General features: G+C 63.3%; 23 protein-coding genes and 1 riboswitch. Of the genes, 12 read left to right on the top strand and 11 right to left on the bottom strand.

Translation table 11 applies throughout. From position 1 onward, the window contains the following. The 6 genes from AC1Q6Z_RS04975 to AC1Q6Z_RS04950 all read right to left on the bottom strand — a co-directional run bounded on the left by AC1Q6Z_RS04975 (window position 1) and on the right by AC1Q6Z_RS04950 (window position 6,853). On the bottom strand, window positions 1-1,380 hold the full coding sequence (locus tag AC1Q6Z_RS04975; protein ID WP_492646925.1) for an aldehyde dehydrogenase family protein: 1,380 nt from the start codon (window positions 1,378-1,380) through the stop codon (window positions 1-3). A 111-nt stretch (window positions 1,381-1,491) separates the two neighbouring features. Beyond that, on the bottom strand, window positions 1,492-2,856 hold the full coding sequence (locus tag AC1Q6Z_RS04970) for a glutamine synthetase family protein (RefSeq protein ID WP_256117774.1): 1,365 nt from the start codon (window positions 2,854-2,856) through the stop codon (window positions 1,492-1,494). Window positions 2,857-2,934: 78 nt separating this feature from the next. Further along, window positions 2,935-3,990, bottom strand: a complete 1,056-nt coding sequence (locus AC1Q6Z_RS04965; RefSeq protein ID WP_435267925.1) for a TRAP transporter substrate-binding protein — start codon at window positions 3,988-3,990, stop codon at window positions 2,935-2,937. Window positions 3,991-4,124: 134 nt separating this feature from the next. After that, complete coding sequence (locus AC1Q6Z_RS04960; RefSeq protein ID WP_435267924.1) at window positions 4,125-5,447, bottom strand: TRAP transporter large permease; 1,323 nt, start codon at window positions 5,445-5,447, stop codon at window positions 4,125-4,127. Beyond that, window positions 5,444-5,953, bottom strand: a complete 510-nt coding sequence (locus AC1Q6Z_RS04955) for a TRAP transporter small permease subunit (protein ID WP_492646924.1) — start codon at window positions 5,951-5,953, stop codon at window positions 5,444-5,446. Before AC1Q6Z_RS04955 ends, AC1Q6Z_RS04960 begins: the two co-directional genes overlap by 4 nt. A gap of 135 nt (window positions 5,954-6,088) precedes the next feature. Beyond that, complete coding sequence (locus AC1Q6Z_RS04950) at window positions 6,089-6,853, bottom strand: N-formylglutamate amidohydrolase (RefSeq protein ID WP_492647244.1); 765 nt, start codon at window positions 6,851-6,853, stop codon at window positions 6,089-6,091. A gap of 190 nt (window positions 6,854-7,043) precedes the next feature. On the opposite strand from AC1Q6Z_RS04950, the gene AC1Q6Z_RS04945 reads away from it, so the two are divergent. From AC1Q6Z_RS04945 to AC1Q6Z_RS04920, 6 genes are all read left to right on the top strand, one after another. Continuing rightward, on the top strand, window positions 7,044-7,922 hold the full coding sequence (locus AC1Q6Z_RS04945; protein WP_439616439.1) for a MurR/RpiR family transcriptional regulator: 879 nt from the start codon (window positions 7,044-7,046) through the stop codon (window positions 7,920-7,922). Window positions 7,923-8,026: 104 nt separating this feature from the next. Further along, window positions 8,027-9,130, top strand: a complete 1,104-nt coding sequence (locus AC1Q6Z_RS04940; protein WP_305111293.1) for an ABC transporter substrate-binding protein — start codon at window positions 8,027-8,029, stop codon at window positions 9,128-9,130. Window positions 9,131-9,281: 151 nt separating this feature from the next. After that, complete coding sequence (locus AC1Q6Z_RS04935) at window positions 9,282-10,151, top strand: ABC transporter permease (RefSeq protein WP_492646923.1); 870 nt, start codon at window positions 9,282-9,284, stop codon at window positions 10,149-10,151. Continuing rightward, a complete protein-coding gene (locus AC1Q6Z_RS04930; protein ID WP_256117224.1) occupies window positions 10,148-10,936 on the top strand; it encodes an ABC transporter permease in 789 nt (262 codons plus the stop codon). Before AC1Q6Z_RS04935 ends, AC1Q6Z_RS04930 begins: the two co-directional genes overlap by 4 nt. Window positions 10,937-10,944: 8 nt before the next feature. After that, complete coding sequence (locus AC1Q6Z_RS04925) at window positions 10,945-12,006, top strand: ABC transporter ATP-binding protein (protein ID WP_256117226.1); 1,062 nt, start codon at window positions 10,945-10,947, stop codon at window positions 12,004-12,006. Between the two features lie 208 nt (window positions 12,007-12,214). After that, window positions 12,215-12,364: riboswitch (FMN riboswitch) on the top strand. 93 nt (window positions 12,365-12,457) lie between these two features. Beyond that, window positions 12,458-12,934, top strand: coding sequence for a 6,7-dimethyl-8-ribityllumazine synthase (locus AC1Q6Z_RS04920; protein WP_492646922.1), 477 nt, complete (start codon window positions 12,458-12,460; stop codon window positions 12,932-12,934). Between the two features lie 97 nt (window positions 12,935-13,031). Here the strand turns inward: AC1Q6Z_RS04920 and AC1Q6Z_RS04915 are convergent, their stop codons facing one another. Beyond that, on the bottom strand, window positions 13,032-13,823 hold the full coding sequence (locus AC1Q6Z_RS04915) for a helix-turn-helix transcriptional regulator (protein ID WP_256117228.1): 792 nt from the start codon (window positions 13,821-13,823) through the stop codon (window positions 13,032-13,034). Window positions 13,824-14,020: 197 nt separating this feature from the next. Between AC1Q6Z_RS04915 and AC1Q6Z_RS04910 the strand changes: the two genes are divergently transcribed. The 5 genes from AC1Q6Z_RS04910 to AC1Q6Z_RS04890 all read left to right on the top strand — a co-directional run bounded on the left by AC1Q6Z_RS04910 (window position 14,021) and on the right by AC1Q6Z_RS04890 (window position 18,931). After that, on the top strand, window positions 14,021-15,097 hold the full coding sequence (locus AC1Q6Z_RS04910; protein ID WP_439616368.1) for an ABC transporter ATP-binding protein: 1,077 nt from the start codon (window positions 14,021-14,023) through the stop codon (window positions 15,095-15,097). Window positions 15,098-15,135: 38 nt separating this feature from the next. Further along, the gene (locus tag AC1Q6Z_RS04905; protein WP_492646921.1) at window positions 15,136-16,299 is read left to right on the top strand and encodes a polyamine ABC transporter substrate-binding protein; all 1,164 of its coding nucleotides are present in this window, start codon (window positions 15,136-15,138) and stop codon (window positions 16,297-16,299) included. 174 nt (window positions 16,300-16,473) lie between these two features. Further along, window positions 16,474-17,340, top strand: coding sequence for an ABC transporter permease (locus AC1Q6Z_RS04900; protein ID WP_492646920.1), 867 nt, complete (start codon window positions 16,474-16,476; stop codon window positions 17,338-17,340). After that, a complete protein-coding gene (locus AC1Q6Z_RS04895; protein WP_492646919.1) occupies window positions 17,340-18,164 on the top strand; it encodes an ABC transporter permease in 825 nt (274 codons plus the stop codon). Before AC1Q6Z_RS04900 ends, AC1Q6Z_RS04895 begins: the two co-directional genes overlap by 1 nt. 5 nt (window positions 18,165-18,169) lie before the next feature. Next, complete coding sequence (locus AC1Q6Z_RS04890) at window positions 18,170-18,931, top strand: SDR family NAD(P)-dependent oxidoreductase (protein ID WP_256117233.1); 762 nt, start codon at window positions 18,170-18,172, stop codon at window positions 18,929-18,931. A gap of 57 nt (window positions 18,932-18,988) precedes the next feature. Here AC1Q6Z_RS04890 and AC1Q6Z_RS04885 read toward each other — a convergent pair whose 3' ends face one another. Continuing rightward, on the bottom strand, window positions 18,989-19,705 hold the full coding sequence (locus tag AC1Q6Z_RS04885) for a L,D-transpeptidase (protein WP_435267917.1): 717 nt from the start codon (window positions 19,703-19,705) through the stop codon (window positions 18,989-18,991). Between the two features lie 165 nt (window positions 19,706-19,870). Here AC1Q6Z_RS04885 and AC1Q6Z_RS04880 point away from each other — a divergent pair, with 165 nt between their 5' ends. Beyond that, a complete protein-coding gene (locus AC1Q6Z_RS04880; protein WP_492646918.1) occupies window positions 19,871-20,470 on the top strand; it encodes a YdeI/OmpD-associated family protein in 600 nt (199 codons plus the stop codon). Between the two features lie 34 nt (window positions 20,471-20,504). On the opposite strand, the gene AC1Q6Z_RS04875 is transcribed toward AC1Q6Z_RS04880, so the two are convergent. From AC1Q6Z_RS04875 to ertB, 3 genes are all read right to left on the bottom strand, one after another. Then, window positions 20,505-21,551, bottom strand: coding sequence for a glycoside hydrolase family 25 protein (locus AC1Q6Z_RS04875; protein WP_439627929.1), 1,047 nt, complete (start codon window positions 21,549-21,551; stop codon window positions 20,505-20,507). Between the two features lie 122 nt (window positions 21,552-21,673). Further along, the gene (locus tag AC1Q6Z_RS04870; RefSeq protein ID WP_492646917.1) at window positions 21,674-22,261 is read right to left on the bottom strand and encodes a helix-turn-helix domain-containing protein; all 588 of its coding nucleotides are present in this window, start codon (window positions 22,259-22,261) and stop codon (window positions 21,674-21,676) included. Between the two features lie 15 nt (window positions 22,262-22,276). Then, complete coding sequence (ertB, locus tag AC1Q6Z_RS04865) at window positions 22,277-23,938, bottom strand: thiourocanate hydratase (RefSeq protein WP_492646916.1); 1,662 nt, start codon at window positions 23,936-23,938, stop codon at window positions 22,277-22,279. Window positions 23,939-24,077 lie beyond the last annotated feature (139 nt).

Below are 24,077 nucleotides of genomic sequence, written 5' to 3'. Positions count from 1 at the left end.
TCAAGCTTTCCTGAAGTGATAGGATTTCGGTCGGGTGAGGTTGTGGAAGCCGATGACGGAGAGCGAGCCGCCACGGCCCGTTTCCTTGACGCCGGTCCAGCAAAGCGCCGGATCGAGATAGTCGGCGCGGTTCTGGAACACGGTGCCGGTCTCGAGATCACGGGCGATGGTAGCCGCACGGTCGGAGTCCTTCGTCCAGAGCGAGACGGTAAGGCCGTACTTGCAGTCGTTCATCAGCGCGAGCGCCTCTTCGTCGCTCTTCACCTTCATGATGCCGACGGCCGGGCCGAACGTTTCTTCCGTCATGAACTCCATCGAATGGTCGACATCGACGAGAACCTGCGGGGCGACATAGGCGCCGCCGTCATCGGCCGGGAAGAGTTTCGGGTCGACCAGCGCCTTGGCGCCCTTCGAAACGGCATCGGCGATCTGCGACCGCACGGTCGCAGCAAAACGCTTGTGCGCCATCGGCCCAAGGGTCGTTTCGGGATCGAGCGGGTTGCCGAGCTTGTAGTTCGAGACCCAGGCGACCGACTTTTCCACGAAGGCGTCGTAGAGCTTCTCGTTGACGTAGACGCGCTCGATGCCGCAGCAGCACTGGCCGGAATTGTAGGTCGCGCCGTCCATCAGCGTATCGACGGCCGCATCCAGGTCCGCGTCTTCCATGACGTAGCCCGGGTCCTTGCCGCCGAGTTCCAGACCGACCGGCGTGAACGTGCCGGCAGCGGCGCGCTCGATGGAGCGGCCGCCTTCGACGGAGCCGGTGAAGTTGATGAAATCGAACGCATTGCCGGCGATCAGCGCCGAGGTCGTGTCATGGTCGAGGAAGACGTTCTGGAAGACGTCTTCCGGCACGCCGGCCTCGTTGAAGGCCCGCACGAGGCGCTCACCGACAAGCAGCGTCTGCGCGGCATGCTTGATGATGACCGTGTTACCGGCCATCAGCGCCGGCGCGATCGTGTTGATCGCGGTCATGTAGGGATAGTTCCACGGCGCAATGACGAAGACGACGCCGTGCGGCTCGCGCTCGATGCGGCGCTCGAAGCGCTCGCTGTTCTCGATGACGATTGGCGCCAGCGACGAGCCGGCGATCTCGGCGACATAGTTGGAACGCTCGTTGAAGCCCTTGAACTCGCCGCCGTAGCGGACCGGGCGGCCCATCTGCCAGGCGATTTCCGGCACGATCTCGTCGGCCATCTCGTTGACGCGGGCGACACCCTTCAGGACGAGCTGGATACGGTCTTCCAGCGGGCGCTTCGCCCAGGATTTCTGCGCCTTCTTCGCGCGGGCGACGACGTCCTGCGCCGCTGCCAGCGGCAGGGACTCACGCTCGGCGTAAACCGAGCCATCCACGGGGGATATGCATTTGATCACAGTCATGATCGACTTCCTGTTGGTTCTTTCGGAATTCTGGTTTTGACGGCGGTCGCCGCGCCTGAACGCCTGCGAGATGGTCTCCCGCAGGCGTCGAGGGGCAGACCCGCGCCGTTCTTACGCTCTCTCGAAGCCCCGCGCCACCTCCCAGTCGGTGATGCGGCGATCGTACTCTTCCTGCTCCCATTCGGCTGCGCGCACATAGTGTTCGATGACATCGTCGCCGAACGCGTCGCGCAGCATCTTGGAATCCTTCAGCGCGGCGGTTGCGCCGCGCAGGGTCTTCGGGATCTCGCGGGCATCCTTGCCGCCATAGGCGTCGCCGACGAAGGGCGCTTCGAGCTCCAGCTTCTCCTCGATACCGGCGATGCCGGCGGCAAGCAGCGCCGCCATGGCGAGATAGGGGTTGAGGTCCGAGCCGCCGACGCGGCATTCGATGCGGATGCCCTTGGTGCCCTCGCCGCAGAGGCGATAGCCGGCCGTGCGGTTGTCCTTGCTCCAGATCGCCTTGGTCGGCGCAAAAGTGCCGGCGACGAAGCGCTTGTAGGAATTGATGTAGGGCGCGAGGAAATAGGTGATTTCGCTGGCATGCGCCAAGAGGCCGGCCACATAGTTCCGCATCAGCTCCGACATGCCGTACTTGGCTTCCTTATCGAAGAACTTCGCTTCCTTGCCGTCGACGCTCCACAGCGACTGGTGGATATGCGAGGAGGAGCCTGCGGAATTGTAATTCCACTTGGCAAGGAAGGTGACGGACTTGCCGCGTTGCCAGGCGATTTCCTTGGTGGCGTTCTTGATGATCGAATGCCGGTCGGCCATCGTGACGGCTTCCGCATACCGCACATTGATCTCTTCCTGGCCGGGCGAAGCCTCGCCCTTGGAATTCTCCACCGGAATGCCGGCGCCCTGCAACCCGTTGCGCAGCGCCCGCATCACGTCTTCTTCCTTGGTGGTCTGGAAGATGTGGTAGTCCTCGTTATAGCCCGACGCGGGGCGCAGGTCGCGGTAGCCGCTCTCGCGCGCGTCGTCGAAGGTCTGGTCGAAGAGGAAGAATTCGAGCTCGCTCGCCATGAAGGGCTTCAGGCCCATGGCCTCCAGCCGCTTCACCTGCTTCTTGAGGATGGCGCGCGGCGAATGCGGCACTTCCTCATGGGTGTGGTGGTCGAGCACGTCGCAGAGAACGAGCGCCGTGCCTTCGAGCCAGGGCAGCTTGCGCAGCGTCGAAAGGTCCGGCTTCATCGTATAGTCGCCGTAGCCCGCTTCCCAACTCGTCGACTTGTAGCCGGCAACGGTCTCCATCTCGATGTCGGTGGCGAGCAGGTAGTTGCAGCTATGCGTCTCCTCGAAGGCGCTTTCCACGAAATAGACCGCGTGAAAACGCTTGCCCATGAGACGGCCCTGCATGTCGACGAGGCAGGCGAGAACGGTGTCGATGCGCCCGTCGGCAACATCCTTCTTCAGATCATTAAAGCTATAGGTCATGGTCATGGGGCGGTCCTGGGGGTTATGGCGTCGTGCCGGACCGGGCCGTCAAGGCCCGGTCCGAGGAGTTTGGCGGGATCAGCCGTTGACGTAGGGCGGTCCGGCCTTGTTGATGACGGCGTTGTAATCCTCGAAGATCTTGACGACCTTGGCGGCCACTTCGCCCTGCTCCGCGATCTCCTTCCAGAATACCTTTGCGGCATCCTCGACCGGCTTCCATTCGGCAGCCGGAATGCTGGTGAGTTTCAGCTTCGTACCCTCGGCGCGCAGCTTCGCCTCACCACCCCAGTACCACTGGTCGCGGTAGTTGTTGCCGGCCTCGATCGCCGTCATTACAAGCTTCTTCAGATGGTCCGGCAGTTCCGCCCACTTCTTCTCGTTGACGAAGAACGAGCCGATCCAGGCGCCCGAAATGTTGTTGGTCAGGAAGTGCTCGGTGACGTCGGCCCAGCCGACCGTGTAGTCTTCGGTGATGCCCGACCAGGCCATGCCGTCGAGTTCGCCCGTCTGAACGGCCACCTGCGCATCCTCGTAGGGGATCGTCACCGGCACGACGCCGAACTGGCTCAGGAACCGGCCGGCCGTTGGGAAGGTGTAGAGACGCAGGCCCTGGAGGTCGGCAAGGGTGTTGATGGGCTTCTTGGTGTTAAAGTGGCACGGATCCTGGCCCGAGGACGACAGCCAGACAACGCCGCCGACTTTCTCATAGGCCGTCCTCCAGATATCGGCGAGGCCGTACTGCTTGAACAAAACCGGCACGTCGAGGATCTGCTTGGTGGCGAGCGGGAAATAGCCGCCGAAGGTCGCGACTTCCGCGGGCGAGGCCATTGAATCGTCGTCCGAATGAACGGCGTCGATCGTGCCGGCCTGGAGCGCGCGGAACAGTTCGCCGGTCGGCACGATCTGGTCGGCGTAGAAGAGTTCGATTTCGAGCTCGCCCTTGGCGGTAGCATTGATCGCGTCGATGATCGGCTTGGTGACATGCTCGCCAAGTGCAGCACCAGCATAGGTCTGGAAGCGCCACTTGATGGCCGTCTGCGCCTTGACGACGGCAGGCGTCGCAAGCGTTACGGCACCGGCAGCACCGATCGTCGCGGCACCGGCCCTGGTAAGAAACTGCCTTCTGTTGGTCATATCTATATCCCTCTGGTTATCGTTTGGTTTTCTGCCGGGAACGGCCGTTTGCCCCGGTCTGTCAATGGTCTTTTCTTCTGTCCGGCCTCATTGCTCCGTGGAAACCGGCGGCTGTGGCCGCCGGGCATAATTGGTCATTTTGCGTAGAAATTCTCCGGCAGCCACGTCGCGATCTCCGGGAAGCAGCCGATGATGATCAGGCTTGCGACCATGATCCCGACGAAAGGCCAGATCGATTTGTAGATGTCGGACATGCCGATGCCGGGCGGCGCCATGGCACGCATCATGAACAGGTTGTAGCCGAAGGGTGGCGTGATGTAGGCGATCTGGCAGGTAATCGTGTAGAGCACGCCGTACCAGACGAGATCGAAGCCGAGTTTCTGGACGAGCGGAATGTAGAGCGGCGCCACGATGACGAGCATCGCCGTGTCGTCGAGGAACATCCCCATGATCAGGAACGACAGTTGCATCAGCACCAGCACCTGCCACGGCTCAAGGCCGAGGTCGCCGAGGAAGAAACGCTCGATCGACTTAACCGCGCCGAGGCCGTCGAAAACGGCACCGAAGCAGAGCGAGGCGATCAGAATCCACATGAACATGCAGGTGATGCCAAGCGTCTTCTGCAGCACGTCGTTCCACAGCCGGCCGGTGAGCCGGCCGCGCCACCAGGCGACCAGCGCCGAGGAAATCGCGCCGATGGCGGAGCTTTCCACCAGGCTGGTAATACCGCTCAGGAACAGCGACATCATCAGCGCGAAGATGCCGAGCGGCAGAATACCCGCTGTGAGCAGCTTCAGCTTTTCGCCCAGAGGCACGTTGCGTTCTTCCATCGGCAGCGCCGGTCCGAGCGACGGATTGATCCGGCAGCGCACATAGACGTAGATCGCCATCAGCGTCGCCATCAGAAGGCCCGGAAGCAGGCCAGCGAGCCAGAGTTGGCCGACCGGCACGCGGGCGATCATGCCGTAAAGCACGAGCACGATGCTCGGCGGGATGAGGATGCCGAGCGTCGAGCCGCCCTGCACGACGCCCGTCGTCATCACTTTGTCGTAACCGCGGCGCAACAGCTCCGGCAGTGCGATCGTAGCACCGATCGCCATGCCGGCAACCGAAAGCCCGTTCATGGCGGATATGATCACCATCAGGCCGATCGTGCCGAGCGCCAGCCCGCCGTTGATCGGCCCCATCCAGACGTGGAATGCCTTGTAGAGGTCTTCGGCGATGCCCGATTCCGACAGCATGTAGCCCATGAACACGAACATCGGCACCGTCAGCATCGGATACCATTTGACGAGCTTCATGGCCGACGCGAAGCCCATTTCCGAACCGCCCTCGCCCCACAGCAGATAGGCGGCGACAACGCCGACGAAACCGATGACGGCAAAGACCCGCTGCCCCGTGAGCAGCAGCACCATCATGGCCGCAAACATCGTGATTGCGATGAATTCATAACTCATGCGATGGGCCTTCCCCGCAATTCAGCGATATCCTTGAACAGCGAGGAAAATGCCTGAGCAAGCATCATCACGACGCCGAAGGTCATGACGATCTTGATCGGCGCCATATAAGGCGCCCATGCGCTAAAACTCTTTTCCTTAAACTGGATGGCATAGGTGGTGCTGGCGATACCGCCGTAAAGCATGAAACCGAGGAAGATGATCAGCGCGATGACGGTGATCGTGTCGAACGCGGCCCGCTTGCGCACCGACCAGTCGCTGTAGAAAAGGTCCATGCGCACATGGTCGCTGGTCTGCATGGCAAAGGCACCGCCGAGCATATAGTAGGCGGCCATGGTGAACTGCGCGGATTCCAGCGTCCAGTTCGCCGGCAGGTAGAATGCCTTCGAGACGGATGAATAGAGTAGGATCGCGAACATCGCAAAAATCAAATACATGGCAAGAATGCCGACGCGCCGGTTGAACGTGTCGACGACGCGCACATAGCGCTTGATGAAATCAGGCATGACCCCTGCCTTTGCTGGCAGTGACGGCATTTTCAGCCCGGCCGGCCCTCCGATACGACAACATAAGCATCCGCTTGGCCTCTCCAGTTCGTGTTCATTTCCGTCTCCACGGACGCTTGTTCCCCGGGTCGGTTCTTATTGTATTTTGGGCAGGCTCTTGAGGAGCAGTCCCGTCAGATAGTCGGCCACGACCCCTTGGCCGGCTTCGTCTTTTATGAGGTCGTTGCGGACCTCGATCATCACATTGGGCAGGCCGTTTGCGAGGCCGTGCTCTTTCAAAGTATGCGTCACGCCGTCTTCCGGCCCGTAGGGCTCGTTGCGGCGGGTGTCGTAAAGGCTTTTTTCGCCAGCCGCGGCCAGCATGGCATCGGCAAGCCGCGTATCGGCATCGTGCAGGATGCCGATCTCGACGGCGCGCGGCTTGCCGAAATAGACCGGCGTGAAACTGTGCATGGTCACGATGACCGGCGGCCGCTCCTCGGCGATCCGGTTTTCGACAAGGCGGCCGAGCCCCTTGCGGAACGGCAGGTAGAGCGCCTCGGTGCGGGCATCGCGCGCCGCCTGGTCGAGGCCGGCATTGCCCGGCACCTCGAAGACCTCGCTCTTTTCCGGCATGGCGGCCGGCGATTCGGGCGGGCGGTTGCAATCATAGACGAGGCGCGAGAAACGCTGGAAAACCAGCGTCGCATCAAGGCTCCTGGCCATCAGGCGCGATACGGCGAGCGCGCCAGGATCCCAGGCGATATGGCTTGCGAGCGCTTCCTCCGTAAGGCCCAGCGTACCGAGCGCCTTCGGAAGCAAGCGGGAGGCATGCTCGCAGACGAGGATCACCCTGCCACGCGCAGCATTGTTTTCCAGGGCGACGGGGTCGCCCTCCTCTCCAGTCAGAATTCCCATCAGGCCTGATCCCCTCGACCGGCTCTTGTCATTTCTGAAGAGAATTCTTCACAGTTTTGTCCATGTCAACGGTCCAATGAAAAAATCTCTTCAAAAAAACATTTGACTTGAATTGTGACAGTGCGTTTTATCTTCAAAAGCCCGGCGAAAGACCGGGCCGCAGGGGAAGAATTTGACGCTTAACCAAGCATCCATGACGGTGTCGGATGTGATCCATGCTCATTTCGCCACGTTGACCCGTGCCGAAAAACAGCTGGCCGCATCGCTGCTCGACAACTATCCCGTCTCCGGCCTCGGTTCCATCACGACGGTCGCGGAAAACGCCGGCGTGTCGACCCCGACGGTCGCCCGCATGGTGCAGAAGCTCGGTTTCCGCGGCTTTCCGGATTTTCAGGCTCGCCTGCACCATGAGCTGGAGGCGACGCTTTCCAGCCCGATCAGCAAACACGACCGCTGGGCGGCCAATGCGCCGGGCACGCATATCCTCAACCGTTTTGCCGACGCGATCATGAACAACCTGCGCCAGACCCTGTCGCAGGTCGAGACCGCCGAGTTCAACGGGGCAAGCGCCCTCCTCGCCGATCGCCAGCGCAGCATCTACATCATCGGCGGGCGCATCACGAAGGCGCTTGCCGACTACCTCTTCACCCATTTGCAGGTCATCCGCCCGCACGTCACCCAGATCGCCTCCAATCCGAGTTCATGGCCGCACTACGTGCTGAACATGAAGGCGGGCGACGTGCTCGTCATCTTCGACATCCGCCGCTACGAGCAGGAAATGGAGACGCTCGGCCGGATCGCCCGTGAACGCGGCGTCGAGATCGTGCTCTTCACCGACCAGTGGGCCTCGCCCGTCGCCAAGGTCGCCGCGAAGGTTTTTCGCGTCCATATCGAGGCGCCGTCGGCCTGGGATTCGTCCGTCGTGACGCTTTTTATCGTCGAGGCGCTCATCGAAGCGGTGCAGAGTTCGGGCTGGGAAGAGACCAGCGATCGCATGAAGACGCTGGAGGGCCTCTTCGAGGCCAGCCGGCTTTTTCGAAAACCCCGGCCGGAGGTCTCTGGCAAATCCTGACAGGCATACGAAAAAACCGAAACAAAACTGTCACATAAGCTTCATCTGTCGCCAGTATCAGCTTCGCCGAAGTTGACTGACTCACAACAAGGAGAACACCCGTGATGTCACATACGAGACGCCTGCTTTCGCTCTCCACCGCAATGGTGGTTGCGTCCTCCTCGTTTGCCTTTGCCGAGCCGAGCGCCGAGCTCGTCGCTGCCGCCAAGGCCGAAGGCAAGCTGACGACCATCGCGCTTCCGCATTCCTGGTGCGGCTACGGCGACATCATTGCCGGCTTCAAGGCCAAGTACCCGGAAATCACGGTCAACGAACTGAACCCGGACGCCGGCTCGGGCGACGAAATCGAAGCCATCAAGGCCAACAAGGGCAACACTGGCGACCAGGCTCCTGACGTCATCGACGTCGGCCTGTCCTTCGGCCCGTCGTCCAAGGCCGAAGGCCTGATCCAGCCCTACAAGGTCGAAACCTGGGATTCGATCCCGGACAGCGCCAAGGATGCTGACGGCCACTGGTACGGCGACTATTACGGCGTTCTCTCGTTCGTCGTGAACACAGACATCGTCAAGGAAGTTCCGAAGGACTGGAAGGACCTGACCAAGGCCGACTACGCCAACGCCGTAGCACTCGCCGGCGACCCGCGCACGTCGAACCAGGCCGTTCAGGCCGCCTACGCCGCCGGTCTCGCCACCGGTGAAAAGGACGCTGCGAAGATCGGCGAAGCCGGTCTGGCGCTGTTTGCCGAAGTCAACAAGGCCGGCAACTTCGTTCCGGTCATCGGCAAGTCGGCTTCGCTTGCCCAGGGCTCGACCCCGATCGTCATCGCCTGGGACTATAACGGCCTGTCCTGGCGCGACACGCTCGGCGGCAACCCGCCGCTCGAAGTCGTCGTCCCGGCAACCGGCGTCGTCGCCGGCGTCTACGTCCAGGCGATCTCGGCCTTCGCACCGCACCCGAACGCTGCCAAGCTCTGGATGGAATACCTCTATTCCGACGAAGGCCAGCTCGGCTACCTGAAGGGCTATTGCCACCCGATCCGCTTCAACGATCTCGCCAAGAACGGCAAGATCCCGCAGGAAATGCTCGACAAGCTGCCGCCGGCAGAAGCCTATGAAAAGGCTGTCTTCCCGACGCTCGAAGAGCAGGAAGCCGGCAAGGGCGTGATCACCACGAAGTGGGACAGCGTCGTCGGCGCCAACGTCCAGTAACATCGTGCAGATACCCCTTCCCGCCGTTCGCGGCGGGAAGGGCCTGGCATTCCCGGCTGGTGTGCGTCACGATTGCGCGCCAGCCGTTTCCGTCTGAAATTCTTTTCTCTAAAATTCTTTCCTCGCCTCGCACCCGGGACCCGCCGCCCCTATGAGCACCGCAACCCTGATAGACCGTCGCAAGGTCATCGATTGGCTCGGTATCGCGCCCTTCATGATCTTTGCGCTGATGTTCCTCATCCTGCCGACGCTCTATCTGGTGGCCGGCGCCTTCTTCAACCCGCAGGGCGAATTCACCTTCCAGAACATCAAGGACCTGACGCATCCGACGATCCTCAGCGCCTACTGGATCTCGATCAAGGTCTCCGTCGCCTCCTCGCTCGGCGGCGCACTCATCGGTTTCTTCCTCGCCTGGGCCATCGTGCTCGGCGGGCTGCCGAGCTGGATCCGCTCCGGCATGCTGACCTTCTCCGGCGTCGCCTCCAACTTCGCCGGCGTGCCGCTCGCCTTCGCCTTCATCTCCACGCTCGGGCGCACCGGCCTCGTGACGGTGTTTCTCAACGAGTGGTTCGGCTTCAACCTCTATTCGACCGGCTTCAACCTCCTCTCCTTCTTCGGCCTCACCATCACCTACATGTTCTTCCAGATCCCGCTGATGGTGCTGATCCTGACGCCGGCGCTGGACGGCCTGAAGAAGGAATGGCGCGAAGCTTCCGAAATCCTCGGTGCCTCGAACTGGCAATATTGGCGCCTGGTCGCCCTGCCGATCCTCTGGCCGAGCCTGATGGGCACGACGCTCTTGCTCTTCGCCAACGCCTTCGGCGCCATCGCCACCGCCTATGCGCTGACCGGCTCCTCGCTCAACATCGTGCCGATCCTACTCTACGCGCAGATCCGCGGCGACGTGCTGCACAATCCAAACCTCGGCTATGCGCTGGCGCTCGGCATGATCGTCATCACCGGCGCCTCCAATATCCTCTACATCTGGCTGCGCTCGCGCGCTGAACGGTGGCAGAAATGAAGTCGTCCCGCCTCCTCGCCTGGATCGCCATCGCCATCGGCGTCATCTATTTCATCGTGCCGCTCATCGGCACCTTCGAATTCTCGTTGCGCATGCGGCGCGGCGAATACACGTTCGACGCCTACCAGTCGGTCTTCTCCGACCTGCAGTTCCGCGCCACCTTCGGCTATTCCATGCTGATGGCGCTGCTGACGATCGTCTTCGGCATGCTGCTCGTCGTGCCGACCGCTTACTGGGTGCGCCTGCGCCTGCCGCAGATCCGCCCGGTGATCGAGTTCATCACGCTGTTGCCGCTCGTCATCCCGGCCATCGTCATCGTCTTCGGCTATCTCCGCCTCTACAATTCGTCGTCCTGGCTGCCGCTCACCAACACGACCAGCGGCACCAACGTGCTTTTGATGTTCTCCTACATGACGCTGTCGCTGCCCTACATGTACCGGGCGGTCGACACGGCGATGCGCGCCATCGACGTCGCGACCTTGACCGAGGCCGCCGAAAGCCTCGGCGCCAAGTGGCCGACCATCATGTTCCGCTGCATCTTCCCGAATGTCATGAGCGGCGTGCTCTCCGGCGCCTTCATCACCTTTGCCATCGTCATGGGCGAGTTCACCATGGCCGCCCTGCTGAACCGGCCGGCTTTCGGTCCCTATCTCCAGCTCGTCGGCGCCAACAAGGCCTATGAGCCCTCCGCGCTCGCCATCATCGCCTTCGCGATCACCTGGCTGAGCATGGGCTTCCTGCAACTCGTCTCCCGCTTCCAGAAAACCGCGCCGCTCAAGGCCTGAGGATCTCCATGTCGTTTCTCAATCTCAGCAACATCCAGAAGGCCTTCGGCCCGGTGCAGGTCGTCAAGGATTTCAACATGGCCATCGAGAAGGGCGAATTCGTCTCCTTTCTCGGCCCGTCGGGCTGCGGCAAGACGACGGTTCTGCGCATGATCGCCGGCTTCGAGACGCCGACCGGCGGCTCGATCACCGTCAACGGCAAGAGCCAGGCGAACCTGAAGCCCAACCAGCGCAATATCGGCATGGTCTTCCAGGCCTACGCCCTCTTCCCGAACATGAACGTCGCCGAAAACGTCGCCTTCGGCCTCAAGATCGCCGGCAAGCCGAAAGCCGAGATCGACGCCCGCGTCAAGGAAATGCTCGGTCTCATCAAGCTCGACCACCTTGCCGAACGCTACCCCTACCAGATGTCCGGCGGCCAGCAGCAGCGCGTGGCGCTCGCCCGCGCGCTGGCGCCGAAGCCGCAGGTGCTGCTGCTCGACGAGCCGCTCTCCGCACTCGACGCCAAGATCCGCGTGTCGCTGCGCGAAGAAATCCGCATGATCCAGCAGCAGCTCGGCATCACCACGGTCTTCGTCACGCATGACCAGGAAGAGGCGCTGTCGATCTCCGACCGCATCGTCGTCATGAATGCCGGCAAGGCCGACCAGATCGGCAAGCCCGCCGAAATCTACAACCGCCCGGCCACCCGCTTCGTCGCAAACTTCGTCGGCACGCTGAACCTGATCGAGGCCAAGGTCGTCGACCCTGTCGCGAACCGCATCACCATCGGCGACCAGGGCGTGACGCTGCGCGAGCCACTCGGCAATGTGAAGGTCGGCGACACGGTCTCGCTGGCGCTGCGCCCGGAAGCCGGCTCGACGGCGCCGGATGCCAAGGGCGACACGGCGCTGACCGGCGAGGTCATCTCCTCCAACTTCCTCGGCTCGGTCATCCGCACCCGCATGAAGGTCGGCCCCGCCGTCATCTCCTTCGACATGTTCAACAGCCCGGGCCTCGTGCCGCCGGCCGTCGGCGAGACTGCCACGCTGCGATTCACCGCCGGCGATCTTCTGATCATCCGCGACTGAGCTAGAGCATTTCCAGCCGAAGCGGCATCGCTTCGGCGTCGGATAATGCGGCGAGAACAAAACCCTGGAGCGCTTCCGGTGAACCGGAGTTCACCGGAAGCGCTCCAGTCATTCTATTTTTCCGCCGCGGCGTGGAAAAATCTGTCGTGATTTGCGTGTTTTCCGTCGCCTCGGGATTTGATCTCCGGGCGGCGGCCGGCTAATCTTCCATCGTTCTCAGGGCGGGGTGAAACTCCCCACCGGCGGTATCTGGAGCGATCCAGGAGCCCGCGAGCGCCTTCCGCCCCAAACGGAAGGGTCAGCAGATCCGGTGCGATGCCGGAGCCGACGGTCATAGTCCGGATGGAAGAGGGCAAGCAGGAGGCACCCGGTTTCGGTCGGGTTTCAAACCTCGTGCGTGTTCGCCCAAGGGGATCATTGAAAAATGGCTCAACCCTTGAAAGGCCTAGACATGAATGCGAATGCAACCCCCGTCTCCCGGATCGCCGTCATCCGTGCCCGCTGGCACGCCGGCATCGTCGATCAGGCAGTCGATTCTTTTGTTGCCGAATGGGCAGCACTCGGCGGCCGCGCGGAAGACGTCGATATCATCGACGTGCCCGGCGCACTCGAAATCCCGCTGCACGCCCAGTTCCTCGCCCGCACCGGCCGCTATTCCGCCATCCTCGGCGTAGCGCTCGTCGTCGACGGCGGCATCTACCGCCACGATTTCGTCGCCGGCACCGTGGTCGACGCCATCGTGCGCGTCGGCCTCGACACCAACGTGCCGGTGCTCTCCGCCGTGCTGACGCCGCACAATTTCCAGGAATCCGAAGCCCACATCGCCTTCTTCCGCGACCACTTCGTCCTCAAGGGCAAGGAAGCCGCCAACGCCGCGCGCCAGATCATCGATGCGCGGGCGCAGGTGGCGCTGGCGACCGTTTCCTAAATCGACGTCTCAACGACCGGAATCATTCCGCAAGCTTGAGATGGCAAGCCGTTGAAATGTTTAGAGAGCTCGGTAGCGATGCCGGGCTTTCGTCGATTCAGGACTGAAGGTTCTTCAAATAGATCGACAGCAACTGGATCTGCGAGGAAATCCCGAGCTTGCGGTAGACGTTGCGCCGGTGGACCTTCACCGTGCCGGTGGAAATGTCGAGTTTCAGGCCGATCGATTCCGATGAATGCCCCTGCAAGACCAGCTCGATGATCGAGGCCTCGCGGTCCGTGAGGTTGAGCTTGCGCCAGACGCGGTCCGCCTCGCTCACCGGCTCTGCGCGCCGCCCGCGCCCCGGCCCGGCAAAGCGCCCGGCAAGATCGCCCCAGGCACGGCGCACGAAGGCGGCGACGAAGGGTTCGGCGTCGTTGAGCAAGGCAAGCTCCGGGGCCGGGAAGACGCCGGTCTTTTCCCGGCGCATCAGTGACACGACCACCGTCACGCCATCCGCCGTCGGCACGAAGAAGCCGAGTTCCTCGGCAAGCCGGGTCTGCGAATAATAGGTGCGGAAATACTCGCTGGAGAAAAACCGGTCCGGCGCCAGTTCCCGCATGCGGAAGACGCCGGCCTTCTCCGCGCGGGTCGTGTGGTAGAACGGATCGAGCAGGTAGGGGCCGGCCTGGTAGAGCGTGACGTAGATGTGGTGGTCATCCGCATCGAAGGTGCTGAACAGGTCGATCGGCCGGGCCTTGTCGCGATAAGCGAAGATGACGATATCGTCGAAGCGCACCAGCGCGCGCATCATGGCGAGCAGGGTTTCGCCGGTCTGCCGGTCGGAAACCTCTGTCTCGCCGGCCCAACCGGCAAGCGCGCGGAAAAGGCCCGTGAAATCGACTCGCATGGCGCCGACGCTCCTCCGGTTCCCCAATGGCGGCCGTTTTTCGCCGCTCGTGAGATATACTCCTCCCACAGCCAAATTACGGATAAAATACCTCTCTCGGGGTATATACCGCCCACCGGCGGCTGACTAGCATTCCTCCCGACGGTGGCCAAAGCGGCAGAGATCGCTGAGAGACCAAACAACCGCAGGGAACAGACGTGACATCCGCCCCAACGAACGACATCGAGTTCCGTTCGGTGACCAAGCGCTATGGCGCGGTGACCGCGGTCTCCGACATCAATCTCGCCGTGCCCAAGGGCGCCTTCGTCGCCCTTCTCGGGCCGTCCGGCTGCGGCAAGACGACGTGCCTGCGCATGATCGGCGGCTTCGAGCAGCCGACAGAGGGCGAGGTGCTGATCGCCGGCAATGTGGCCAATGGCGTGCCGGCCTATCGCCGCCCGGTCAACATGGTCTTCCAGCAATATGCCCTCTTCCCGCATTTCGACGTCGAGCAGAACGTCGCCTACGGGCTGAAGCAGCTACGGCCGAGACTGCCGGCGGCGGAGATTTCCCGCCGCGTCGGCGAGGCGCTGGAAATGGTCCGCCTTTCCGGTTTTTCGAAGCGCCGCATCCATGAAATGTCCGGCGGCCAGCAGCAGCGCGTGGCGCTCGCCCGCGCGCTCGTCAACAAGCCCTCCGTGCTGCTGCTCGACGAGCCGCTCGCCGCCCTCGACAAAAAGCTGCGCACTGCCATGCAGATCGAGCTGCAAACGCTGCAACGCGACCTCGGCATCACCTTCGTGCTCGTCACCCATGACCAGGAAGAGGCGCTGTCGATGAGCGACCTCGTCTGCGTGATGAGCGCCGGCAGCATCCGCCAGCTCGCCACCCCGCAGGAGGTCTACGACCGCCCTGCCGATCTCTTCGTCGCCGATTTCGTCGGCAAGACCAACCGCTTCGACGGCACGATGGAAGCCGGTGGCATGGTGCGCCTCGGCAACGGGTCGGCGCTCGCCTCCGGGCGAACGGACCTCGCGCCCGGCGCCGTCACCGTGGCGCTCAGGCCGGAGGTGATCCGGCTCTCCCGCAATGCGGGCGCCACCACGCTGGAAGGCACCGTCACGCACCGCATCTTCCTCGGCTCGGCCGCCGAATATTCCGTCGCCGTCGATGGCCTCGGCGACTTCCTCATCACGGCCGAACGCCAGAGCCAATCAGAAAACGACCTCGTCGCACCGGGCGAGCGGGTCGCAATAAGCTTCGATCCCGGTACAGCGCATATCTTTCCGGCCTGAGGGAAACAGGCCCGTCACGACAACAAGGGAACAGTGTGATGTCCAAATGGTTCAGAGAGAATGCCCCGATCAGTGCCCGTGATCTGACGGAAGAATTCATGCGCCTGAAGCGCGGCTCGGTCACGCGCCGCCACTTCCTCGGCGTCACCGGCCTCGGCCTTGCCGCCGCCGTGCTTGCCCGCCAGCCCGGCCTTTTCACATCGGAAGCCTATGCGGCGGAAGACCTCGGCTCCGCCATGTCGCTCGCCACCTGGCCGAACTATCACGACCCGGCGACCTTCGAGGCTTTCACCGCGGCGACCGGCGTTGCCGTCGAGGTCAATGTCTTCGGCTCGAACGAGGAAATGCTCGCAAAGCTCCAGGCCGGCGGCACCGGTTGGGACCTGTTCGTGCCCACCAACTACACGATCTCCACCTATGTGAGCCTCGGTCTCATCGACCCGATCGACCTTGCCAAGGTGCCGAATTTCGACCCGAAGACGCAGAACACCCGCTTCACCGACGAAGGCACCGTCGACGGCAAGGTTTTCGCCCTGCCGAAGAACTGGGGCACGACGGGCATCGCCTTCAATTCCGACAAGGTGAAATCGCCGGTCACCAGCTGGAAGGAATTCTTCGAGGTCGCCATGACCGAGGCCGACGGCCGCGCCATGGTGCACGACTACCAGCTCACCACCATCGGCAACGCCCTCGTCTCGCTCGGCTTCTCCTTCAATTCGATAAAGCCGGAGGAGCTTGCCAAGGCCGAAGAGCTGCTGATCAAGGTCAAACCGCATCTCTACGCCATCAACAGCGACTACCAGCCCTCCATGCGCGCCTCGGATGCCTGGATGACCATGTGCTGGACCAATGACGGCGCGCAGCTCAACCGCGACATCTCGGAAATCCAGTTCGTGCTGGGCACGGATGGCGGCGAGATCTGGTCGGATTTCTACGCGGTGCCGACGAGCGCCGCCAACAAGCCGGCCGGCTATGCGCTGCTCAACTTCCTGATGGACCCGCAGAATGCGGTGAAGGAACACGTCGCCAACGGCGCGCCCACCACCGACAGCCGCGTGCTCTCGCTGCTGCCGGCCGAGATCACCGGCAACAAGATCGTCTATCCGGACGAGGCCGCGCTGACCCCGCTGGAATTCGGCGCAGCCGTGACGCTGACCGATCCGGCGCGTGCGGAGCTGATGGCGCGGTTCAAGTCGGCTTAGCGGAAAGGCATACCTCTGCAACACCCCCCTCTGCCCTGCCGGGCATCTCCCCCTCAAGGGGGGAGATGCCCGGCAGGGCAGAGGGGGGGAGGCCACTCGCAACGTTTTCCTTCTCCTCACAGCCAAGGAGAAGGTGGCCGGCGGGCCGATGCATGCGCAACAGGACCCGAAACTATGCCCCTGACGATGACGACAAAGAGACGGCTGGTGACGACGGCGCTGCTGGCGCCGGCGTCCGTCTGGCTGTTCGTCTTCCTCGTGCTGCCCTTCATCGCCATGATGGTGTTTTCCGTCGGCGAGCGCGGACCGGCGGGCGGTTACCAGGCGGCGTTCACCTTCGCGCAATATGCCAACCTGCCGGCCCGGTCCGCCGCCTACTGGAACACGCTGATGCTGGCGCCGGTCGGGGCTTTCGTCTGCCTCATCGTCGCCTATCCCACGGCATACTACCTCGCCGTCAAGGCGAACCCGCGCTACCGGCTGCTGCTCGTCTCACTGGTCGTCGTCCCCTTCTGGACGAGCCTGCTGGTGCGCACCTATGCCTGGATGTACATCCTCGGCTCGCGCGGCATCCCGAACCTGCTGGACATGATCGGCATAGAAGACGTGCGCCTGCTCAACACGCCCGGCGCCGTGCTGCTCGGCATCGTCTACGGCTACCTGCCGCTGATGATCATGCCGATCTATGTCAGCCTCGAAAAGCTCGACCGCCGACTGCTGGAAGCCTCGGCCGATCTCGGCGCAAAACCGGTGTCGACCTTCTTCTCCGTCACCCTGCCGCTGTCCCTGCCGGGCGTCATGACCGGCGTGGCGCTCGTCACCATCCTGCTGCTCGGCGAATACCTCATCCCGCAGCTCTTGGGCGGCGGCAAGGTGTTCTTCATCGGCAATGCGCTGGTCGATCTCTTCCTGCAATCGCGAAACTGGCCCTTCGGCTCCGCCATTGCCGTCACGCTGGTCGCCATCGTGGTGGTGGTGCTGATGGTCGCCATGCGCATCGCCTGGCGGATTTCCGGCACGAGACAGGTGGATCTCGTCTGATGCGCGCGCTGATCACCTCCGTCTATCTCTTCCTCTACGCGCCGATCGCGCTCGTCGTGCTGTTCTCCTTCAATGCGGGGCGCAATGCGAGCGAGTTCACCGGTTTCTCCACGGAGTGGTACGGCAAGGCGCTGGCCAACCCGTTCCTCGTCACGGCCCTGCAGAACAGCCTGATCATCGCCCTTGTCAGCGCCACGCTCGCCGCCGTCTTCGGCACGATGGCGGCGCTGGGCCTCGAACGGCTGGGCAGCCGCGCCCGCGCCGTCTTCGATGGCCTGCTCGCCGCCGCCATCGTCGTGCCGGGCGTCGTCATCGGCATCGCGACGCTGGTCGCCCTCGTTGCCGTCTTCGGGGCGATCAATCCGGCCATCGCCGCCATCTGGCCCGGCGAAAAACCGCCGCAGCTCGGCCTCGGCTACGGCTCGATCATCGCCGCGCACGGCCTTTTCACCATGGCGCTCGTCACCATGATCGTGAAGGCGCGCATCGCCACGCTGGGGCGCGATATCGTCGAGGCCTCGGCCGATCTCTACGCAACACCGCTCACCACGTTTCGCCAGATCGTGCTGCCGCAGATTCTGCCGTCGGTGCTCGCCGGCTTCCTGCTTGCCTTCACCTTCTCCTTCGACGATTTTATCGTGGCCTTCTTCGTCGCGGGCTCGAAGACGACGCTGCCGATCTACGTCTTCGCCTCGATCCGTCGCGGCGTGACGCCGGAGGTCAACGCGATCGCCACCATGGTGCTGGTCGCCTCGCTGATGCTTATCCTGATCGCCCGCCTGCTGATGCGGGAGAAAACCAGAAAATCGCCTGCCGGGGAGTGAGACCGATGATCCTGAAGAACCGTGTCGCCATCGTCACCGGAGCAGGCTCCGGCATCGGCCGGGCCGGCGCGCGCATCATGGCGCGCGAAGGCGCCACCGTCTGCGTCGCCGACCTCGACGAGACGCGCGCCGGCGAAACCGTCGATTTCATCAAGGCCGAGGGCGGCAAGGCGGAGGCGGTGATCGTCGACGTCACCGACGACGTGGAGCTGAAGATGGCGGTCGCCGCCGTGCTCTCGCGACACGGCCGCATCGATATCCTGCACAACCATGCCGGCGCGCAGGTGGCCGGCGACCTCGAAAGCGTACCGCTCGACGGGCTGGATCTTTCCTGGAACCTCAATGTGCGCGCCCACCTGATGGCCGCCCGCCTCGTCATGCCGGCCATGAAGGCGCAGGGCAAGGGCGTCATCCTCAACACCGCCTCCTCCTCCGGCGTGCTCTACGACCGCGAGATGATCGCCTACACGACGACGAAACACGCCGTCATCGCCATGACCAAGCAGATGGCCGGCGACTATGCCCGCCACGGCGTGCGCGTCAACGCGCTCTGCCCCGGCTGGGTCGATACGCCCTTCAATCGGCCGTTCATCAGCCAGATGGGCGGGCGCGAGGCGATCGAGGCCTATATCAAGGAGAAGGTGCCGATGGGCCGCTGGGCGGATGTGGAGGAGATCGCCGAACCGATCCTCTTCCTCGTCTCCGACCGGTCAAGCTACATGACCGGCCAGATTCTCGTGGTCGACGGCGGCGAGACCGTGACTTAGGCACACTCTTAACGCAATTCCGGACGCAAAACCGCTGCACACTTTTGCTGGAATTGCTTAGACCGCCGCGCCCATCGCCCCCTGGTGCACGACGATGCGGGCGTGGTAGCCCACACGTTTGTAGAGGTCGAGCACATCCTGGTTGATCAGCCGCACGCAGCCCGACGACGTCGCCTTGCCGATCGACGCCCATTCGGGCGAACCGTGCAGGCGGTAGAGCGTGTCCTGACCGTTCTGGAAGATGTAGAGCGCGCGCGCGCCGAGCGGGTTCTTGATGCCCGGCTCCATGCCGCCGTTTTCCACGGAATATTTGGCGAGGCTCGGTGTGCGGGCGATCATGTCGGCCGGCACCTTCCAGCGCGGCCAGGGCTGGCGCCAGTGGATGATGCCCTCGCCCTCCCAGGCGAAACCGTCGCGGCCGATGCCGACGCCGTAGCGCATCGCCGTGCCGCCCGGCTCCACCACGTAGAGGAAGCGGCCGGGCGTATCGACGACAACCGTGCCGGCCGGCTCGCCTGTCGGATCCTTGACGCGCTGGCGGTAATATTTCGGGTCGATCTGCGTGTAGGGAATGGCCGGGATGACGTGGCCGCCGTCTTCCACTGCGGCGTAGCGCGCCTCCAGTTCCTCCACTGTTGCCGGCACGATGGGATAGCTGACCGTCTTGGGAACCGGTGCGACCTTCACCGATGTCGACGTGGTCGCGCAGCCCGCAAGCGTCGCGGCGGCGCCCAGGACAAACGCGCGGCGCGACAATGAGCAAACCGTAGGCATTCTCGATATGAACTCCAATGGGGGGAAACGGGTTAGCACCGATGGCTAGCCAAAGCGGGAGCAGGCTGGCAAGAAGCGGAGGCATCACATCTTCGGCATACCCCATCATTGAGGACCGGCAGATGCAAAGCGGCCACGCCCAACGGCAGATCAGGGGAAAACGAGATGGCGCCTGTGGAAATCAATCCCGCTCATGTCCGGGAATTTCCAGACCCCGAGAGCTTCTACCGCTGGCTAGCTGAGAACCACGACACGGCGCCGGAAGTGTGGATCAAGATCCACAAGCGCGGCTCGGGCCTCAAGTCCATCACGGCGGAAGAAGCGATCGAGGTGGTGCTCTGCTGGGGCTGGATCGACGCCATCCGCAAGGGACTGGACGAAAAGAGCTTTTTCCAGCGCTACTGCCCTCGCGGCCGCAAGAGTGTGTGGAGCAAGAAGAATGTCGATACGGTCGGTCGCCTGGTCGACGAGGGGCGCATGACGGAGCACGGCCTGAAGCACGTCGCAGCGGCGAAGGCGGATGGCCGCTGGGACAAGGCCTATGGCAGCGGCAAGGACCTGAAGATCCCTCCGGACCTGCAAGCCGCAATCGACGCGGACGACGCCGCCAAGGACATGCTCGGCAGGCTCACCGAACAGAACCGCTTCGCGCTGGCCTTCCGCATGCACAACATCAAGACGGACGCCGCCCGCAAGCGGAACATCGAGGCCTTCGTGGAGATGCTCAAGCGCGGCGAGACGATCTATCCGCAGAAGCAGAAGTAGATCGTCCCGATTATCCCCGGGATCTCATCGGCAATCAGTCGCGGCTGGCCGTTTTTGTACCCGACTGACCGTTCAGCCAGTTGTGCCAATCGCTCTCGCTGCCGGCAAAGACGTTGAGGTCGATCTTACCTGTTACGCCGTGCGAAAGGCCAGACCCCGAATATTGCCAGAACATCCATCGGCGGTTCGGGTAGCGCTTCGACGGGTGCGCGGCGACCGAGCGCAGCCAGAACGGATGGTTCTTGAGTTCGCCCGACAGGTTGTCCTCGTAGAAATCCGGTGCCGTATAGATGATCGGCCGCTTGCCGTAATGGCGCTCCAGCATGTCGGAGAAGACCTGGATCTTCTCGACATATTGCGCGCGGGTGAGACGCCGCTTGCAGCTCGATTCGCCGTTATATTCCGCATCGATCACCGGCGGCAGCGCATCCGGATCCTTCGGCACGTTGCGGATGAACCATTCGGCCTGCGAACTCGCGACGCGGCACCAGTAGAAGAAGTGGTACGCACCGCGCCGGATGCCAGCTTCCTTGGCCCTGCGCCAGTTCTTCTGGAACATCGGGTCGAGATGGTCGCCGCCATCGGTCGCCTTGATGAAGGCGAAGTTGGCGCCCTGCGTGCGCAGCTTCATCCAGTCGATATCGCCCTGCCAGCGCGACACGTCGACGCCGTGCACCTGGTAATGCCGCGGCGCGCGCTTGCCGAAATTGATCGGATGCGCATCGCGGAACTGCTGGCTGTAGATGCGCGACCGTTTTTTCGAGCGACCTTCTGAGGGCGTCTCGACGGCCGTCAGCGCCTCTTCCGGTCGTTCAGAGGGAATTGCCGATTGTTTGGTGACGCTCTCGAAAACGTGGGAATCAGCGCCCGGCCCGGCCCAGGCGAGCATTTCCGCACCTTCCGCCGTCACCTTGCTTTCGCCGACCGCGACTTCCGGAACAGGGTTGCTGGCCTTGGAAACGGAACTCGTGACTTCCGCCGACGGCTTGATCGACAGCGCCGCCGTGGGATTCGAGCTCGACGCACAGCCGGCCATGGAGGCACAGCCGAGGAGGATCGCTGAAAGGATCGAAAGACGCATTGGCACTCGCACGCAAAACTAACCGAAGGCCCGCCCTTTCGACACAGGGACGGAATTACTAACGGAAGATTACCGCGAAATGTTAAATGCGAGGTTTACGGAGGACTCGACATTTCAGGTACTTAGCCCCGGGAGCTGTCACGATCCTTGACGACGCCCTTCACGAAAGCGTGTCCACGCAGCGAAAGCCGGTAGCCGACGGCAAGACTCTCCGTCAGCCCCAACTCCTTGAGCTGGCGTATCTTTCGCTTGAGCGCCAGTTTCTCCACGCCAAGCCGCTCCGCCATCTCCGCAGCCGTCCGGCCGTCCTTTTCCGCGATCATGGAGAGCACCGAACCGGTCCATGGCTGGTCGCGGTCGAGCCTTTCCAGCCGGGCTTTCAGTGCCGCGATGTCGGCGCCATCGAGCGTATCGTTTTCGCGCAGGTTTTCCCGCGGGTCGTCGCCCGCGACATGGAAGGCGATGCGGTAGAGATCGCCCGCCGGCCGAAGGTCGCCCTCAAGCGCCTCCCGCGAGGCATAGCCCGCCGCACGGATATCGGCCTCGCAAAGCCACGCCAGTTCCACCGGCTCGACGCTGTCGATGGCGAGCACGCCGGCCGCGGTGCGCAGCGTGCCGCCGGCCCTGACCGTCGGCTTCGTCCAGCGGCGAAAGGCGAGTGTCACCTCGCCCCGCCCGATCCTCTCCAGCACCGCCGCCTTGAACAGCATCGCACCCTTCCGGGTTTACCCAACCCTGACGTAGCCGATGCCCTTCTTCTCGATCTCGTCGAGCGATTCGTCGTAGCCGGCATCGGCGTAGCGGATCACACCGAGCGACGTGTCGTTCGTCAAGGCATGGTCCAACCTTTCCGCCGCCGCTTCCGTGCCGTCGGCGACCAGCGTCACGCCGCAGCTCGTCATGTAGCCGGCATAACCACCGCCTCCGGAATGGATGACGACGAGGTCGGCCATCGAGGAGGTGAGCAGCATGGCATCGAGCAGCGGCCAGTCGGCAATGGCATCCGACCCGTCCTTCATGCGCTCCGTCATGATGTTCGGATGCGCCATGGCCCCGGCATCGAGATGGTCGCGCGAAAAGGCGATCGGCCCCTTGAGTTCACCCGCCGCCACCAGCTTGTTGACTGCCAGCGCCAGCTCCGTGCGCTCGCCATGGCCGAGCCAGGCGATGCGCGCCGGGAGCCCCTCGAAGGGCACGTTTTCGCGGGCAAGCCGGATCCAGTTGGTGACGATGCGATTGTCCGGAAACATCTCCAACACGAGATCGTCGATGCGCGCGATATCGCTTTCCTCGCCGGACAGCGCCATCCAGCGAAACGGCCCGATAGCACGCGCGAAGAGCGGGCGCAGATAGGCTTCGGTGAAAATCGGAATGTCGAAGGCGTTGGCAACGCCGCCTTCCCGCGCCTGCGTGCGGATGAGGTTGCCGTTGTCGAAGACTTCGGAGCCTTGCTTCTGGAACTCCAGCATCGCCGAGACATGCTCGACGATCGAGGCCCGGCTTGCCGCCATCAACTGTCCTTGGCCGTCGTCGCGCAGCCCCTTCACCTGGTCGAGGCTCATGCCCTTCGGCACGTAGCCGTAGACGAGGTCGTGCGCCGAGGTCTGGTCGGTGACGATATCCGGCACGATGCCGCGCCGCGCGATCTCCGGATAGATTTCGGCAGCATTGCCGACAAGGCCGATCGAGGTCGCGCGCTTGTCCTTCACCGCCTCGTCGATCATCGCCAGCGCCGTATCGAGATCCGGCGCCACATGTTCGAGATAGCCGACCGCCTTGCGCGCTGCCGCGCGCGCCGGATCGATATCGACGCAGAGGATGGCAGCCCCCGCCATGCGGCCGGCCAGCGGCTGCGCGCCGCCCATGCCGCCGAGGCCGGCGGTCAGGATAAAGCGGCCGGCAAGGCTTCCGCCAAACCGCTTTTCCGCGATGCGCATGAAGATTTCATAGGTGCCCTGGATGACGCCCTGGCTGCCGATATATTGCCAGGCCCCGGCCGTCAGCCCGCCCCAGCAGATCAGCCCCTTGCGCTGGAGTTCATAGAACACCTCCGCCTTCGCCCATTGCCCGACGATGTTGCAATTCGCCATGATGACGAGCGGCGCCTTGGCATGGGTCTTCAGCAAGCCTACCGGCTTGCCGGACTGGATGACCAGCGTCTGGTCCTCGTCCATCTCCGTCAGCGCCTTGACGATCGCCCGATGCGCCGCCCAGTTGCGCGCCGCCTTGCCGAGCGCCGCGTAGACGATGAGATTGTCCGGGTCCTCACCGACCGACAGCACGTTTTCGAGCAGCCGCAGCAGCCCCTCCTGCCGCCATCCCTTGGCGCGCAGCACGTCGCCGCCGGGGATCGGATAGTTCGGATGGCGCGGATTGGGTTTTGGCATGGTCATCTCCTATTCGTTTTGCGGGCTGCTGCCCCTCATCCGCCTGCCGGCACCTTCTCCCCGCAAGCGGGGCGAAGGGGTATGCCGCGCCGTTTTCCCCAACCCGATCACCGCATGGGGCACGTCCCCTCTCCCCGCT

This window comes from Shinella sp. GW835-FHT14H05 (assembly GCF_058793575.1).
Note: the sequence above shows the minus strand (reverse complement) of the source record. Positions and strands in the feature narration are given on the sequence as shown.

What these genes read in the sequence shown, in the direction of transcription:
- AC1Q6Z_RS04975 (WP_492646925.1), bottom strand. Translation starts at nt 1,380, where the DNA reads ATGACTGTGATCAAATGCATATCCCCCGTGGATGGCTCGGTTTACGCC.
- AC1Q6Z_RS04900 (WP_492646920.1), top strand. Translation starts at nt 16,474, where the DNA reads ATGCCCCTGACGATGACGACAAAGAGACGGCTGGTGACGACGGCGCTG.
- AC1Q6Z_RS04945 (WP_439616439.1), top strand. Translation starts at nt 7,044, where the DNA reads ATGACGGTGTCGGATGTGATCCATGCTCATTTCGCCACGTTGACCCGT.
- AC1Q6Z_RS04895 (WP_492646919.1), top strand. Translation starts at nt 17,340, where the DNA reads ATGCGCGCGCTGATCACCTCCGTCTATCTCTTCCTCTACGCGCCGATC.
- AC1Q6Z_RS04965 (WP_435267925.1), bottom strand. Translation starts at nt 3,990, where the DNA reads ATGACCAACAGAAGGCAGTTTCTTACCAGGGCCGGTGCCGCGACGATC.
- AC1Q6Z_RS04885 (WP_435267917.1), bottom strand. Translation starts at nt 19,705, where the DNA reads ATGCCTACGGTTTGCTCATTGTCGCGCCGCGCGTTTGTCCTGGGCGCC.
- AC1Q6Z_RS04915 (WP_256117228.1), bottom strand. Translation starts at nt 13,823, where the DNA reads ATGCGAGTCGATTTCACGGGCCTTTTCCGCGCGCTTGCCGGTTGGGCC.
- AC1Q6Z_RS04940 (WP_305111293.1), top strand. Translation starts at nt 8,027, where the DNA reads ATGTCACATACGAGACGCCTGCTTTCGCTCTCCACCGCAATGGTGGTT.
- AC1Q6Z_RS04870 (WP_492646917.1), bottom strand. Translation starts at nt 22,261, where the DNA reads ATGCTGTTCAAGGCGGCGGTGCTGGAGAGGATCGGGCGGGGCGAGGTG.
- AC1Q6Z_RS04890 (WP_256117233.1), top strand. Translation starts at nt 18,170, where the DNA reads ATGATCCTGAAGAACCGTGTCGCCATCGTCACCGGAGCAGGCTCCGGC.
- AC1Q6Z_RS04880 (WP_492646918.1), top strand. Translation starts at nt 19,871, where the DNA reads ATGGCGCCTGTGGAAATCAATCCCGCTCATGTCCGGGAATTTCCAGAC.
- AC1Q6Z_RS04955 (WP_492646924.1), bottom strand. Translation starts at nt 5,953, where the DNA reads ATGCCTGATTTCATCAAGCGCTATGTGCGCGTCGTCGACACGTTCAAC.
- AC1Q6Z_RS04905 (WP_492646921.1), top strand. Translation starts at nt 15,136, where the DNA reads ATGTCCAAATGGTTCAGAGAGAATGCCCCGATCAGTGCCCGTGATCTG.
- ertB (WP_492646916.1), bottom strand. Translation starts at nt 23,938, where the DNA reads ATGCCAAAACCCAATCCGCGCCATCCGAACTATCCGATCCCCGGCGGC.
- AC1Q6Z_RS04960 (WP_435267924.1), bottom strand. Translation starts at nt 5,447, where the DNA reads ATGAGTTATGAATTCATCGCAATCACGATGTTTGCGGCCATGATGGTG.
- AC1Q6Z_RS04920 (WP_492646922.1), top strand. Translation starts at nt 12,458, where the DNA reads ATGAATGCGAATGCAACCCCCGTCTCCCGGATCGCCGTCATCCGTGCC.
- AC1Q6Z_RS04925 (WP_256117226.1), top strand. Translation starts at nt 10,945, where the DNA reads ATGTCGTTTCTCAATCTCAGCAACATCCAGAAGGCCTTCGGCCCGGTG.
- AC1Q6Z_RS04875 (WP_439627929.1), bottom strand. Translation starts at nt 21,551, where the DNA reads ATGCGTCTTTCGATCCTTTCAGCGATCCTCCTCGGCTGTGCCTCCATG.
- AC1Q6Z_RS04935 (WP_492646923.1), top strand. Translation starts at nt 9,282, where the DNA reads ATGAGCACCGCAACCCTGATAGACCGTCGCAAGGTCATCGATTGGCTC.
- AC1Q6Z_RS04930 (WP_256117224.1), top strand. Translation starts at nt 10,148, where the DNA reads ATGAAGTCGTCCCGCCTCCTCGCCTGGATCGCCATCGCCATCGGCGTC.
- AC1Q6Z_RS04970 (WP_256117774.1), bottom strand. Translation starts at nt 2,856, where the DNA reads ATGACCTATAGCTTTAATGATCTGAAGAAGGATGTTGCCGACGGGCGC.